The 13,893-nt window shown below is 69.6% G+C and carries 11 protein-coding genes, 2 rRNA genes and 1 pseudogene; 3 read left to right on the top strand and 11 right to left on the bottom strand.

Going from position 1 to position 13,893, the window contains the following annotated elements; translation table 11 throughout:
* The 3 genes and pseudogenes from ABT078_RS21385 to ABT078_RS21375 all read left to right on the top strand — a co-directional run.
* Positions 1 to 100: ribosomal RNA gene (locus ABT078_RS21385) — 23S ribosomal RNA — on the top strand; the annotation flags it as partial.
* Between the two features lie 85 nt (positions 101 to 185).
* Positions 186 to 302, top strand: a 5S ribosomal RNA gene (gene rrf, locus ABT078_RS21380).
* 99 nt (positions 303 to 401) lie between these two features.
* Positions 402 to 950, top strand: a pseudogene (locus tag ABT078_RS21375) (GNAT family N-acetyltransferase); the annotation flags it as partial.
* Positions 951 to 992: 42 nt separating this feature from the next.
* On the opposite strand, the gene ABT078_RS21370 reads toward ABT078_RS21375, so the two are convergent.
* From ABT078_RS21370 to ABT078_RS21315, 11 genes are all read right to left on the bottom strand, one after another.
* Positions 993 to 2,486, bottom strand: a complete 1,494-nt coding sequence (locus tag ABT078_RS21370; protein WP_351229965.1) for an FG-GAP and VCBS repeat-containing protein — start codon at positions 2,484 to 2,486, stop codon at positions 993 to 995.
* Between the two features lie 192 nt (positions 2,487 to 2,678).
* Complete coding sequence (locus ABT078_RS21365) at positions 2,679 to 4,220, bottom strand: type VI secretion protein (RefSeq protein WP_351229963.1); 1,542 nt, start codon at positions 4,218 to 4,220, stop codon at positions 2,679 to 2,681.
* A gap of 1 nt (position 4,221) precedes the next feature.
* Positions 4,222 to 5,643 (bottom strand): ATP-binding protein, encoded by a 1,422-nt coding sequence (locus ABT078_RS21360; protein WP_351229961.1) that lies wholly within the window; start codon positions 5,641 to 5,643, stop codon positions 4,222 to 4,224.
* Positions 5,644 to 5,694: 51 nt separating this feature from the next.
* On the bottom strand, positions 5,695 to 7,248 hold the full coding sequence (locus ABT078_RS21355) for an SCO6880 family protein (protein WP_351229959.1): 1,554 nt from the start codon (positions 7,246 to 7,248) through the stop codon (positions 5,695 to 5,697).
* Positions 7,245 to 8,594 carry a hypothetical protein gene (locus ABT078_RS21350; RefSeq protein ID WP_351229957.1) on the bottom strand — a complete coding sequence of 450 codons (1,350 nt, stop codon included), beginning with the start codon at positions 8,592 to 8,594 and terminating at the stop codon, positions 7,245 to 7,247. The genes ABT078_RS21355 and ABT078_RS21350 overlap by 4 nt, the downstream gene beginning before the upstream one ends.
* Positions 8,584 to 9,405 carry a DUF8175 domain-containg protein gene (locus ABT078_RS21345; protein ID WP_351229955.1) on the bottom strand — a complete coding sequence of 274 codons (822 nt, stop codon included), beginning with the start codon at positions 9,403 to 9,405 and terminating at the stop codon, positions 8,584 to 8,586. The genes ABT078_RS21350 and ABT078_RS21345 overlap by 11 nt, the downstream gene beginning before the upstream one ends.
* A 210-nt stretch (positions 9,406 to 9,615) precedes the next feature.
* A complete protein-coding gene (locus ABT078_RS21340) occupies positions 9,616 to 9,924 on the bottom strand; it encodes a DUF8827 family protein (protein WP_142217964.1) in 309 nt (102 codons plus the stop codon).
* Between the two features lie 448 nt (positions 9,925 to 10,372).
* Positions 10,373 to 10,498 (bottom strand): hypothetical protein, encoded by a 126-nt coding sequence (locus tag ABT078_RS21335; protein ID WP_351229953.1) that lies wholly within the window; start codon positions 10,496 to 10,498, stop codon positions 10,373 to 10,375.
* Positions 10,499 to 11,185: 687 nt separating this feature from the next.
* Entirely contained in the window at positions 11,186 to 12,205 is a 1,020-nt protein-coding gene (locus ABT078_RS21325) for a hypothetical protein (protein ID WP_351229951.1), read from the bottom strand.
* A 175-nt stretch (positions 12,206 to 12,380) separates the two neighbouring features.
* The gene (locus ABT078_RS21320; protein WP_351229949.1) at positions 12,381 to 12,791 is read right to left on the bottom strand and encodes a peptidase inhibitor family I36 protein; all 411 of its coding nucleotides are present in this window, start codon (positions 12,789 to 12,791) and stop codon (positions 12,381 to 12,383) included.
* Between the two features lie 226 nt (positions 12,792 to 13,017).
* The gene (locus ABT078_RS21315) at positions 13,018 to 13,812 is read right to left on the bottom strand and encodes a thioesterase family protein (RefSeq protein WP_351229947.1); all 795 of its coding nucleotides are present in this window, start codon (positions 13,810 to 13,812) and stop codon (positions 13,018 to 13,020) included.
* Positions 13,813 to 13,893 lie beyond the last annotated feature (81 nt).

Here is a 13,893-nt window from a genome sequence, read left to right as displayed (position 1 = left end):
GGGGTAAGGCTCCCAGTAGACGACTGGGTTGATAGGCCAGATGTGGAAGCCCGGTAACGGGTGGAGCTGACTGGTACTAATAGGCCGAGGGCTTGTCCTCAGTTGCTCGCGTCCACTGTGTTAGTTCTGAAGTAACGAACAGACCCATGCCCATGGCCGGCGGGTGTTCGATATCTTCATAGTGTTTCGGTGGTCATAGCGTTAGGGAAACGCCCGGTTACATTTCGAACCCGGAAGCTAAGCCTTTCAGCGCCGATGGTACTGCAGGGGGGACCCTGTGGGAGAGTAGGACGCCGCCGAACAATTATTGCGGGGAGCCCCGGACCTTTTGGTCCGGGGCTTTTCTGCGTTCAGCATCAAATGGCGTTGCCGATCACGGAGTGAGCGATCAGGCTGTGCGCATGGAGCACCTCATACGGCCGCTACGTGCCGACGAATGGGAGAAGGCGCGGGACCTCCGGCTCGCCGCACTTCAGGACCCCGCAGCGCCGGTCGCCTTCCTGGAGACGTACGAGCAGGGTCTCGAACGGACGCCTGACTTCTGGCGCGAACGTACGAGGGATGCCGCGGCCGGGGTGTTCGTCGGTCAGTTCATCGCCGAGGCGCCTGACGGACGGTGGGACGGCACGGTGACCGTGCTGGTCGAACGGACGCAGGACGAGCCGCGGTTCGGCGCCCCGGCAACGGTCGACCAGACGCATCTCGTCGGGGTGTTCGTACGGCCGGAGGTCCGTGGCATGGGCCTGGCCGACGAGTTGTTCCGGGCCGCGGTCGAGTGGTCCTGGTCGCTGGAGGAGCCGCGGGTCGAGCGGGTCCGGTTGTACGTGCACGAGGGCAACCCGCGGGCCCGGGCCTTCTATCGGCGCTTCGGGTTCGTTCCCGGTGGGGAGACGGTCCCGGTGCCCGGGGATCCGACGGCGCGGGAGCTGGAGCTGGAACTCCGGCGCCCCCGCGCTTCACACGACGGCCAGACGTCTCCCGGCTTTCCCGGCCTACTCGTCGATCGCCGCCCCGTACATGGCGTCGACCGACGGGGCGGCGAGTGAGCCGGCGCCGTACGTCCACGAGCCGGAGGCCGTGACCCCGCCCGAGCCGGCCGAGAGCACCCACACGACACCGTCGTTGGTGTTCTCGCCGGGGGCCGAGGCCAGCAGGCCGAAGCGGCCGTCCCGGTTCGGGTCCGTCAACCTGACCTGGCCGCCCCAGCGGTCGCCCCGCTCGGCTGTGCCTGGCACGTTGGCGGAGTTCTGGTCCCACGACTTGGCGCCGGTGGCGGTCAGGCCGCCGGCCGAGCCGCGAAGTATCCACACCGCCCCCGCGTCCGCGACCGTGCCGATGTCCTCGCCGGCCGCACCGATCGCCACGTCCGCGTACCCGTCGCCGTTGGTGTCGGCGACGGAGAGGTCCGTGCCCCAGCCGTCGGCGCGCTCGGCCGTGCCGGGAACTCCGGGCGAGTTCTGGGTCCACCACTGCGGCGGACTGCCCGCACCGTCGATGCCGAGCGGTCCGTCGGGGCTGCCGTAGTAGACGCCGACCTGGCCGCCGGTCAGCCAGTCGCCACCGTCGTTGGGGCTGTGCGGCTCACCGGTGACGAGGTCGTCGTAGCCGTCGTTGTTGATGTCGCCGGATGCCGTCACCGGACCGCCGCGCAGATCACGCTCGTACACCAGCCCCTGCACCTGACCGGAGAAGAAGGACGACCAGCCGTGCCCCGGCTCCTCAGGGCCCGCGGTGACTCCGGAGACGATGAGGTCGGCGAGACCGTTGTTGTCGTAGTCCCCGGTGGTCAGGGACTTGGGCAGGATGTCGCGCGCCTGGGCCCCGGCGGAGAGGCGGTTGTGAGCAGTGCGCCGCAGCGGCGCGGACTGCGGCTGCGGGACGGCCTCGTACGCGTACAGTTCGAGGTCGTCCCGCTGCAGAACCGCCAGTTGGTCCCCCGGGGTGTCAGGGCTGAAGCGGGCCGCGGCGAGCGCGCTGCCGAACCTCTCGCCGGCCGCAGGCTCCGCGGTCTCCAGCCAGTCGCTGTTCGCACCGGACAGCCCGCGTGACGACCCCCACAGAATGGTGATGCCGCCCGCGTCCTGCACCGTGCCGATGTCCTCGCCCGGGATGCCCACGATCGCGTCGTCGTAGCCGTCCGCGTCGAGGTCGCCCGTGGCCACTGCCCTCCCGAAGCCGTCGCCCGTCTCGGCGGCGCCAGGCACCCCGGACGTGGACTGGCTGACGACGGCGGCCCGGCGGGTGCCGATACCCGTGGACCCGCCGTACTGCACGGTCACGTACCCCGCGCCCTTCTTCCCGCTCACGGTTCCGCCCGGCGCGCCGACGAGCACGTCCTCGTAGCCGTCACCGTTGAAATCGCTGTTGCGGTCACTTGCGTGCGTCCCGCCGGGGACACCGGCGTAAGCCGAGGGAGCGGCGATGACCGCTCCCGCCATCAGGAGAAACGAGGCCGCGGCGACAGCGGCCGTACGGTACTTGCGCACGAGCGGCTCCTTGGTTCAAGGATGACCGGGCGGGTGCGGGGGTGTGCCGGAAAGGGCCCGTTCCTTTCCGGTGCCCCGTTTGACCACGCGTGAGGGAAAAGGGTTGTACGGCGCGATGCGGCGGGAACGGCGGCTATCGGCAACGGCGGCTGTCGGCAACGGAAACCGTGGGGGACGGCATCTGCGGGGCAGCTAGCGGGTGAGGGGCTCGCTCCAGCGGGCCCTGCCCTGTTCGCGGGAGCGGAGCAGCGCCAGGGTCGGCATGCCCTGGTCCGAGCCGGAGGCCAGCAGCCCGGGAAGCATGGGCAGCGGGGCCACGGCGGCCACGTCCTCGAGGACCAGCGTGAGTGGTGGGTCGAGCCGACCGTCGGATGACCGTGCGGCCATGCGGCGGCCGTGCTCGACCACGCTTGAGGTGAGGGCGGTCAGCAGGGGCATCGCGCCCGGGCGGGTGCGGGGATCCTCGATCGGTTCACCCACCACATAAAGCGTGCCCCCCTCGTCCACGAAAGATTCCAGGGCGAGCGAATCCGCTCGATTGGGTGTGCAGGCTTCGCGGATATGTACGGATGCCAGTGAAGCCAGCGTGCGGACCGTCAGTTCCTGGGCGATCTCACGGCGTTCGGGGTGTGCGGTGAGCGCCGACTCGAGGAGGCCGGCGAGGCCGGAGGCGGCCTTGGGGTGCGTACGGAGGACACGTACGGGTTCGGCGCTGTTGCCCTGCGCCCAGCGGTGGGCCTGCTTGAACGGGCGTCCGTCCACGGCGGCGGCGTGCAGCCAGCAGCGCAGGAGCGTTTCAGCAGTGTCGGCGACCGCGGCGTCGAGGCGGGCACGTGGACGGACGGGGGCGAGCAGTGCGGCTGCCCGGGCGGCGGCGGTGTCGGCGTTCTCGCAGCCGGAGACGGGCGACCAGTGGAGGCGTGCCGGGGTGTCGCACAGGTGGCCGGGGTCGTACACGAGGACGGGGCCGAGTTTGGCACGGGCGTCCTTGGTCTCCGCCCACACGGTGGGGTCGGAGGTGACGACGAGCGCGGGGCCGTCGGCGTCCCGGATGGCCTGGACGGTTGAGGACCGGCGGGTGGGCGGGTCACCGTAGACGACGAGGGGGCCGCGCGGGGCACGGGGGGCGGGCACGGTGGCCTCCGCGAGGGGGGCCGTCTGCGGTTCCGTCGCGACGTGGGAAGCGACCGTGGGGACGGTGGAGGCAACGGTGGCGACGGTGTGGGGGTGGCCGGGCTCGGGGGCCTGACCGATCGCTTCTGTGAGGTCGGCCGCGGCGGGTGGAGCCGCGCCGGAGCCGGCCGCGCCGCCCGACTCGGTCGCGAACGCCGTCGCCCCCGCCTCCGCGGACTTCTGCCCGCGGGTGGCCCGCACCACCCGCCACCGCGCCAGCGTGCCCAGGGCGAAGACCGCGAGCACGACCAGGACCATCAGCTCGCCGATGAGCAGGCCCCAGAACAGCCCGTACCCCGAGAGCTGCCCCTCAGGCGTCGTGGGCCATGCGGCCGGGAGGTCGTGCGGTCCCGAGGCCAGGCTGCGCATCGCGAGCGGGGTGTGCGTGAACGTCACCCCGTCCGGCCAGGCCCCGTGCGCGAACAGTCCCGCCAGGCCCGTCGCCGTCCACACCAGCAGCGTCAGCCCGAGGAGGAATCCCAGCAGGCCCACCAACAGGCCGTCCGGGATACCCCGTTCCTCGGGGACGCGGGACTCGCGCTCGCGCGGAGACGGTGACATGTCACGCCACCGTCGACTCGGAGGACTCGTTCAGATGCGCCTGCTGCTGCTCGATGAGGGCCGCCCGTTGCTCCGCCTCCCGGTCCGCGGCCCGTACGTCTTCGGGCACGTCGTCCCGTGCGGACGACTCCGTCATGGCCCGGTCCGTGTAGACCAGCGGGCGCTCCGCCTCCGTCACCAGGTGTTTCACCACCTGGACGTTGCCGTTGACGTCCCACACCGCGATACCGGGCGTCAGGGTCGGGATGATCTCGACGGCCCACCGTGGCAGGCCGAGGACCCGGCCGGTCGCCCGTGCCTCGTCCGCCTTCTGGGCGTAGATCGTCCGGGTGGAGGCCATCTTCAGGATCGCCGCCGCCTCCCGCGCCGCCGCGCCGTCGACCACATCGCTGAGGTGGTGGACGACCGCGACGAAGGAGAGCCCCAGCCGTCGGCCGAACTTGAGCAGCCGCTGGAAGAGCTGGGCCACGAACGGGCTGTTGATGATGTGCCAGGCCTCCTCGACGAGGAAGATGCGCTTCTTGCGGTCGGGGCGGATCCAGGTGTGCTCCAGCCACACGCCCACGATGGCCATCAGGATCGGCATCGCGATCGAGTTCCGGTCGATGTGCGACAGATCGAAGATGATCAGCGGCGCGTCGAGGTCGATCCCGACCGTCGTCGGACCGTCGAACATGCCTCGCAGGTCCCCGTCGACGAGCCGGTCCAGGACCAGCGCGACGTCCAGACCCCAGGCGCGCACGTCGTCTATGTCGACGTTCATCGCCTCGGCCGATTCGGGCTCCGGGTGGCGGAGTTGTTCGACGATGTCGGTCAGCACCGGCTGCCGGTCGGTGATCGCCTCGTTGACGTACGCGTGGGCGACCTTCAGCGCGAAGCCCGACCGCTCGTCGAGCCCGTGCCCCATCGCGACCTCGATGATGGTCCGCAGCAGCGCCAGCTGGCCCGTCGTCGTGATCGCCGGGTCGAGCGGGTTGAGGCGGATGCCGCCGTCGAGGGCGGCCATCGGGTCGAGGCGGATGGGCGTTATTCCCAGCTCCTGGGCGATGAGGTTCCACTCACCGACCCCGTCCTCGCCCTGGGCGTCCAGGACGACGACCTGCCGGTCGCGGAAGCGGAGCTGTCGGAGCACGTAGGTCTTCTCCAGAGCCGACTTGCCGTTGCCGGACTCGCCGAGGACCAGCCAGTGCGGGGCCGGCAGCTGCTGCCCGTACAGCCGGAAGGGGTCGTAGATGTAGCCCTTTCCGCTGTACACCTCGCGGCCGATGATCACGCCCGAGTCGCCGAGGCCGGGCGCGGCGGTCGGCAGATAGACGGCCTGCGCCTGGCCCGTCGACGTACGCACGGGCAGCCGCGTCGTCTCGACCTTCCCGAAGAGGAAGGAGGTGAAGGATTCGGTGAGGACGGACAGCGGATCTCGCATCAGGTCGGGGCCCCTATCGGCACGTATCGGCGCGTGTCGGCGTTCGGTGCGCTAGCGGCGGATGCCGGTCGCGAACGGCAGCGTGTTCACAAAGGCCCGGTGGTGCTCGCGGTCGCACCACTCCAGCTTCAGATACGACTTGCCCGCCGAGGCTCTGATCGTGCGCTTGTCCCTGGCCAGGGCTTCGGGCGTACGCGACGACACAGTGATGTACCCGACAAGATTGACGCCTGCCGCGCCACTGGCGAGATCTTCACCCCGCTGGTCGAGCCTGCCGTGCGCGGCGATGTCGCGCGGGTCGACCGTACGGTTCATCTTGGCGGCGCGGCTCGCCTCCGCCTCGTCGTTCGTCTTCTCGGTCAGCATCCGCTCGATGGCGACCTCGGTGGGTTCGAGGTCCATGCAGACGGCGACCGTACGGATCACGTCCGGGGTGTGGACGAGCAGCGGGGCGAGGAAGTTGACGCCGACGGGGGTCATCGGCCACTCCTTGACCCAGGCGGTGGCGTGGCACCAGGGGGCGCGCGTGGACGACTCGCGGGTCTTGGCCTGGAGGTACGTCGGCTCCATCGCGTCCAGTTCGGCGGGCCACGCGTTTCGTTTCGTCATCGCCTGGATGTGGTCGATGGGGTGGTCCGGGTCGTACATCGAGTGCACGAGAGAGGCGAGCCGGGCCTGGCCGAGGGGCTGGCGCACGCGGATGTCGGCCTCGGCGAGCCGGGCGCAGATGTCGGTGAGCTCGCGGGCCATGACGACGGCGAGGCCGGCGTCCTTGTCGAGCCTCTTGGCCCCACTCGCCTGGCGGGCGGCGCGGGCCATGGTGTGGGCCTCGGCGGCGAGTTCACGGGTGTAGTGCATGCACGCGACGAGGTAGGCGCGGTGCTGCTCGCTCGACGTCGAGACCATCGACTGCAGCTGCTCGTAGGACTCCCGGAGCCAGCCGGGCGAAGCCGGGTCGCCGCGCTGGGCGACGTCCTTGGCGTGCGCGTCGGGATCGGCGGGGAGGGTACGGGCCAGCATCTGAATGCGGGTCACAAAGCCGTCGCCGTTGGCGACATGCTTGAGGAGGGTGCCGAAACGGTCCACCAGAGCTTCCTGGTCCTCGCTGTCGCGCAGCCCGACGCCCGGACCTTCGATCTCGATCGCCGCGGTGACGGTACGGCGGTCGGCGTGGAGCAGTACGGCGATCTCGTCCGGGCCGAAGGGAGCGGCGAGCCAGCTGATCCTGCCGATGCCGGGCGGCGGCCCGACCTCGACCTCGCGGCCGTCGATGCGGGTGCCGGCCTCCATGGCGCCGGATCGGTAGACGGTGCCCTGGCGGAGGGTGCGCTTGTAGCTGCGGTTGATCTCGTACCAGCGGTAGAAGGTGCGCTGCTTGTACGGGACGTACACGGCGGCCAGCGCGAGCAGCGGGAAGCCCATCAGCAGCACGATCCGCAGGGACAGGACGGGGACCAGCAGGCCGCTCATCATGCCGAGGAACGCGCCGGCGATGATCAGGGCGATCTCGCCGGTCTCGCGGTTCTTGCCGATGATCGCGTTCGGCCTGGCCCGGCCGATGAGATATGTACGGCGGGGCGCGATGGGCTGGACTTGCGTCGTCAACGCCCTCCACCTCCTGTGCTTCCTGTGCCTGTGCCTGTGCCTGAGCTCTTGCGGTGGCTGTGGGGGGTGCTGGTGCTGGGGGCGCTGCCGCCGCTACGGGGCGGAGGTGCGGCGGAGGGGACAGTTCCGCCGCCGACCCCGCCCCCGGTTCCGCGTGAGCTGTGGGCAGCCACTCCGCCGGCGACGGGGCTCGCGGGCCGCGGCGTGCTCCCGGACGGGTCGCCCTGCTGGTGGCTGCGGCTGCTGTGGGTCTTGATGCCCTGCGAGACCAGGGCGGCCGGGGAGCTGATCACGGCGGCCGCCTTGTTCTCCGCGCTGTTCTGGATGCGGTTGTTGCGGGAGGTGGCGATCTCGTCGCCGAAGCCGGGCACGAAGCGATAGATCATCGCCGAGGCGAAGATCGCGAGCAGGATGATCGCGAGGCCGGTGACGACCGCGGAGAGCGAGTCCGGCCCGTCGTCGCCGGACAGGGCTCCGGCGAGACCGAGGACGATGATGATCACCGGCTTGACCAGGATCACCGCGATCATGATCCCCGCCCAGCGGCGCACATGCCCCCAGAGGTTCTTGTCCACGAGCCCCGCGTACACGACCACGCCGAGCAGCGCGCCGACGTAGAGCAGCACGGCCCGGATGAACAGCTCCAGATAGAGCACGCCTGCTGCGAGGACGGTGACGAGCGACACGATGATCAGCATGATCGGCCCGCCGCCGATGTCGTCGCCCTTCTGCAGGGCCTCCTTGAAGCTCCCGAAGAACACGTCTGTCTGGCCGCCGGTGCCGGCGGCGATGACGTCGGTGACGGCATCGGTCGCCGAGACCAGCGTGTAGAGGATCAGCGGCGTGAAGGCCGAGGCCAGGACGGTCAGCCAGAGGAACCCGACGGCCTCGGACATCGCGGTCATGAGCGGAACGCCACGGATGGCGCGCTTGGCGACCGCGAGGAGCCAGAGGACGAGGGTGAGGAAGGTGGAGGCGGCGAAGACGACGGCGTACTGGGCGAGGAAGGTGCTGTTCGTGAAGTCCACCTCGGCGGTGGACTTCACGGCCTTCGACAGCGCGTCGACGATCCACACGGCGGCGTCGGCGCAGCCCTTGGCGAGCGAGGCGAGGGGGTCGAGGGGGGTGGTGGGGTCGTCGAGGGAGGGGGAGCGGCGGGCGGTGCCCTCGCCGTTTTCGCAGTAGTCGCGGGCGGGGCCGACGATGAGGTCGCAGTTGTCCCTGTCGGACGGGGATGGCGTGGGCGAGGGTGCCGCGGAGGCCCGGGTGGCAAGCAGCACCGCCACTGCCTGGACCATTGCCACCACGCTGGTGGCGTGGAGTGCGCGGCGCGGGCTACCGGGCATACGTGAACCCTCCGAACTCTTCGACGGCCTTCGCGATCTCGTCGGCGTCGGAGGCCGTTCGGTCAGCGTTCACGGGAGCGGGACCCTCTTTCTGGGAGAAGCTCTCGACCTTCCAGTCCCCGTTCACCCACTGGAGCTTCAACGTCATGGTGAACCAGTCGTTGGTCACCGGGTTGGTGGAGCCCACCCCAGCCGTGCCGAAGACTCCGGTGCACCAGACCTCCACGGACGCGGAGCTACCTGCATACTGCGTGGCTTTGGTGCCGACGGGCGCTGTCCGCGAGACGTAGGTCAGACCCTCGGCGGCGTTCCCGCTGGCGTCGAGTCCGAGCTTGTCGAGGAACTCCTTGCTGTAGGCCTTGTTGAAGCTGGCTTCGAGCTCGTCGACCTTGGTCGCGACGAACAACTGGCGGACGATCTGGCTCCGGCGATCCGGCTTGAGGATCTCGGCGGAGACAAGGGCAACCGCATAATTCGCCGCCGCACTCTGCGCCCCCTGTTCGTCCCGCGCATACCCCGTCGGGATCTCCCCGTCCTTCCCGGTCACCGGCCGGACGCCCGTCGCCGCCGTCGGGGCCGCGCCCGGGGCCTTCTCGGTGGTCTTCGTGGTGTCCGTGCCGTCTCCGCGGTTCGCGAACGCGATCGCGGCGATCAGCAGCACGACCACGCCCACGGCCGTGATGAGGGAGCGCGAGTTGCGTACGGGCCGCCGCGCGCCGCCGTACACGTCGCCGCTCGTTCCGGTCTCCGGGAGGCGGGTGCGGGTCTGCCCCGCACCCCCGATGCTGTCGTGTTCGTCGCCGAAGCTCATGCCGCGTACGCCCCCTCAGCCGTGTGCGGTGCCGCGCCGTACCCGTACGTGTAGCCGTAGTACGACGGTAGCCGTGCTGGTGTCCGCGCGGGCGCGGTGTGGTGACTCGACATCAGGGAGACGCAACCTCTGCCGGTGGGCACGACGGGCGGATGGTGTCGGGGATGGTCGGAGTTGGCCGGAGCGAAGGCGGGGAGAGCCGAAGGGACGTCAGACGGCCATCCCGTACACGATGGTGAACAGTGTCCCCAGCGAACCGATGATGAAGACTCCGGTCAGTCCGGCCACGATCAGGCCCTTGCCCTGTTCCGCGCTGAAGGTGTCGCGCAGTGCCGTCGCGCCGATGCGCTGCTTCGCCGCGCCCCAGATCGCGATGCCCAGGCAGAGCAGGATGGCCACCGCCATCACGACCTCGATCATCACGCGAGCCTCGTTCCCAAGGCTTCCGAAGGGCCCCCAGTTCGGGGCGATTCCCCCGATGATGGTGGTGATGTCGCCTTTCTCGGCTGCCAGGATCATGTAACTCACCGCCCCTGTCGGGTAGTTCGACGCCCTTGCCACTCGGCACGGGTCTCGCTCTATCTTCGCTGATGAAACCGGTCTCGTGCGCCGACTTGGCTGGTCTCTTTACCCGATCCCCGCACGCATGACCGAACCGGCCACGCTGACCTGCGGTGGCAGCGGACAGGTTTCCTGCGAGTACCCGTATGGTAACTCTGTGTATCACGCACAGTGACTCCGGGCAATGACTGTCGTTGGGGCACTGAAGGCCGGAAATCACGAGGTCAGGGCGTGTTCCGCGAGCACGGGATTCACGCGTCACTCCAACACGGGGGGCGTGACGGCTGGTTGGGTCCCGCCGACGTTGACGACGGGGGGCGACGAGGGCGGGCTCGACCCGTCGGGCTTGTCGGCAGGGCGGCGGCCCCGGAGACCGGTGACCGAGCCGCCCTGCCGGACCGTCAGCTCATGCGCGGACGGTCATCAGCCCGAGCAGCGCCACGGCGATCGCGATGAGCGCGATGACGGCCACTGCGGCGATCGTCCCCCCGGAGTCGCCGGCTCGACGGACCTTGTTCCCCACGTTCTCCATTTGTTCTCCTGTGGTGCGTGTTGCGTATTGCTCACCCCGGCGTGGTCGTCGACGGGGTTGGTGCACAGCCTTCCTGGCTGCGTGACACAGCGTAGTAGTTGCTGGTCCAGGCCACGTGACCGGCCCATACCCGGCGGGGCTCCCACGGACAGAGAGGACCGATGACCGACCTGCACGGCATCCTCGAGGCGCATGTCATCAGCGGCTCGGTGCCAGGAGCGGTAGGGCCTGATGGCGCGCGGGGCGAGTTGTTCCTGGAGGGCCAGGGCCAGGGCCAGGGCCAGGGCCAGGGCCAGGGCTTGGGCTTCGGCGGCTCGGTCGACGTCGCGCCCGACGGCTCGTGGAATGTGCCGGGGCGCTACGGATGGGTGGGCGGCACCGGAACGGCGGCGCACATCGCCCCCTCCGCCGGGGCGGTCACCATCCTGTCTCAGCCAGGTGGGCGTGACCGGACCGACTTCGCGGGCGCTGATCAGGGACTGCTGGCGGTACGCGGGAGACGCGTGAAGCGGTGCGGCGCGATGCCGACTCCGGCCAGGGCGAACCGGGACTGCGGCGGTGCGGTCTCGGGCGGAACAGGCGTGACCTGGTGGTACTGCGGCTGCCGATCGTCCCGCCCTCGGCTGCGCGACGATCATTCTCGACCTGTGGACCTGTGTGGCCAAGCTCTGACGACCTACCGAGGCTCTAGGGGGTCGTGGCCTGCGCCGCGAGTCTCATCCGCTCGGCGATGCCCTTCTTGACCGCGTCGAGTTCTGTGCGGTGCTGCTCGATCATCTGGTTCTGATAGGCCACGTCGACCGCGTACCAGACTCCGGTGACATTCTTCTCCATCTTGCATTCCGCGTCCGCGGTGGCCGTGGCCTTCTCCTCGGCGGAGCCGCGCTTGGGGGACCAGCGCTTGTCGTTGCTCGCCTGGATGGGGGTCTCGTACTCGTATCCCTTCGCCTTCATGCACGCGGACCATTCGGTGAAGACCTGCCGAACACGCGTGTCCTCGAGGGACTTGGCGAAGCTGTTCAGATTGACGTCATTGGCGATCTGTGCGTCGCCGATGCCGGAGTCGGCCGTACCGCCGAGCTTCTCCTGGGACTCACCGACGCAACCGCCCTTCGGTACCGTCCGGCCCCTGACCTTCTGGCCGCCGGTGGCCTGGGCCTGGTCGGCGGCGCTGACTTTGGGGTCCGTGGTGCCGAGGAGGACCAGTTGCTCGTCCTTCGACATCCGGGCGAGCTGCTCCGCCCCTGCGGCCGGCTTGCCGCTCGTGGCCGACTGCGCCAGGGCGGACGGCGTGAGGTAGCCGTGCCTGGCGGTGTACTTCGGGTCAAGGATCCCATAGCGGTACTCGGAGATGGTCTGACCAGGGCCGTTATGTGCGGGCGCGACGATCTCGTACGTGAGGCCGAACCGCTGCATGCAGCGCTGACGCAGAACCTCACCGGCCTCGCCGAGCTGCCTCCACTGCGCGTCGGACAGCAGGTAGTCCTGGACCGGCACGGGCTTCTCCACGCGCGTGGAGATCTCGGGGACGGTGGTGACCCCCGGGGCACCCTTCGCGGGGACGTCACTGGCGTCCGGCGCGCCGGACCGGGTCCTGCCGTCCTTGTCCGCGGAGTCCGCGGAGCAGCCCGTGAGCGTGGTGAGTGCGGCGAGGGCGAGGACGGGCGGCAGCGCGGCCCGTTTCGAGGCATGGCGGCGGTGGGACACGAGGCCAACTTCCTTGGGGCGGCGGACGGCGGTGGGCCGACGGGGAATGCGCAGGGCAGGACGTGCCTGGAGGGAGCGGGCGCGGTGCGAGAGAGTAGGAGCGGGCGCTCCGCTCGATTCCGGCGAGCGGAGCGCCCGTGAGCCCCCACCTGGTGGGGCTGTCCGGTGCGATCTCTCAGACGAAGCGGCCCGAGGCGTTGTTGTTCTTCATCCTCGAGTTCAGATTGCTGGCAGTCCACGCGCCGATCGTCTGGTAGGCGTAGCTGCCGTCGTAGCCGGAGTTGTAATAGACGCGGAACGCGTTGTGCAGGTTGTTGTTGTTCACCGATGCGGCGTTGTTCTTCACGTACGCGCCCGCGCCGCTGGAGCCGTTGGGGTAGGTGGAAGCGGAGAACTTGAGTCCCGCGTAATTGGAGACGCCGTCGGCCTGCGCGAAGATTGCGCCTTCGAAATTCGAGTTGTAGTGCAGGCAGGCGTAACCGGACGGGCACGAGACCGCTGCATTGGCCGGAGCAGCGGTGGCGAGGCCGGCGCCCGTGAGCGCGAGGACCGTGACACCGGTGGCTGCGAAACGCTTCAGGTGCATGAACTTCCCTTTGATTGGTTGGTTCTTCGACACTGATCCGGGAAGCGCAACGCACGCGGAACCTACCCGCGCATCGCCCCCCGACGTCGAGGACCGTAGCACGCACATTCGATGCGACTGGAAGTCAATTTCCCTGTGCCCCGGAAATTTTGTGCCGAGGACGGGGAAGGTTAAATTCCGCTGGCGCGATCAGTGAATGTTGGCGCAAACGCATCTAGTGGAGGTGTCAGCGAGGCGCGATGAACAGGCTCTGCGCGCTACGGCCGATGGGGCCCTTTTCGTCGTGGAGCTGGGAGTCGGCGAGGCCGATGCCTGCGGGGTCCACGCTCGTGCGCGCCTCGACGCACACCCACTCGCCGACGGGGTGGCGGTGCAGATGGACCGTCAGGTCGGCGTTGACAAAGACGTGGCGGCTGAAGTCGAGGACGTTGCTGATGCCGTTGCCGGAGTCGGCGGCGACGAGGACGCGGTCCAGGGGGCGGATCTCCTCGCCCGCGACGAGCGGCATCCGCATGCGCATCCAGCAGGTGCCGGGGCCCTGTTCCCTGAAGGCGCCTTCGGTGAACCGGGTGTCCATGGACGTGTGGTAGCCGACGTCCCACGGCACGCCGAAGAAGGGCGTGTCGGCGGTCTCCCCGGGTGAGGGCGTCTGCGGCCCGTCGGCCACGGCGGGGCCGGGCTCCTCGAGCGTACGGATACGGAGTGCGCGGGCGAACATGACGGGCGCCGTCTCGCCTTCGGGCGCGAGGGTCGCCTCGACGAGCTCCACGCTCCGCCCCGACCGCAGCACGGTCGTGGTGATCTCGAGCGGCCGGATCGGCACCGGACGGACGATCTCGTACGTGACCCGCGCCAGCCGCATGTCCGTCCGCGCCCCCGGCCGCTCGTCCAGGGACCGGCCCAGCAGTGCGGCCGGAGGTCCGGCGTGCTGGGAGCCCGCGTCCCACGGGCCGCGGGTGTGCTCGGTCGACACGAAGCGGTTCTCGGAGATCCGCTCGTAGAACGCCTCGGGTTCCGCCATGACGGGCCGCCTCTCCCCTGCAGACAGGTGTAGAACACACGCTACCTGTGGGTAACAGCCTGGGCCAGGGGTGCCGTGAGG

Origin of the sequence: Streptomyces sp. NPDC002133 (genome assembly GCF_040296405.1) — a bacterium.
GTDB lineage: Bacteria > Actinomycetota > Actinomycetes > Streptomycetales > Streptomycetaceae > Streptomyces.
Note: the sequence above shows the minus strand (reverse complement) of the source record. Positions and strands in the feature narration are given on the sequence as shown.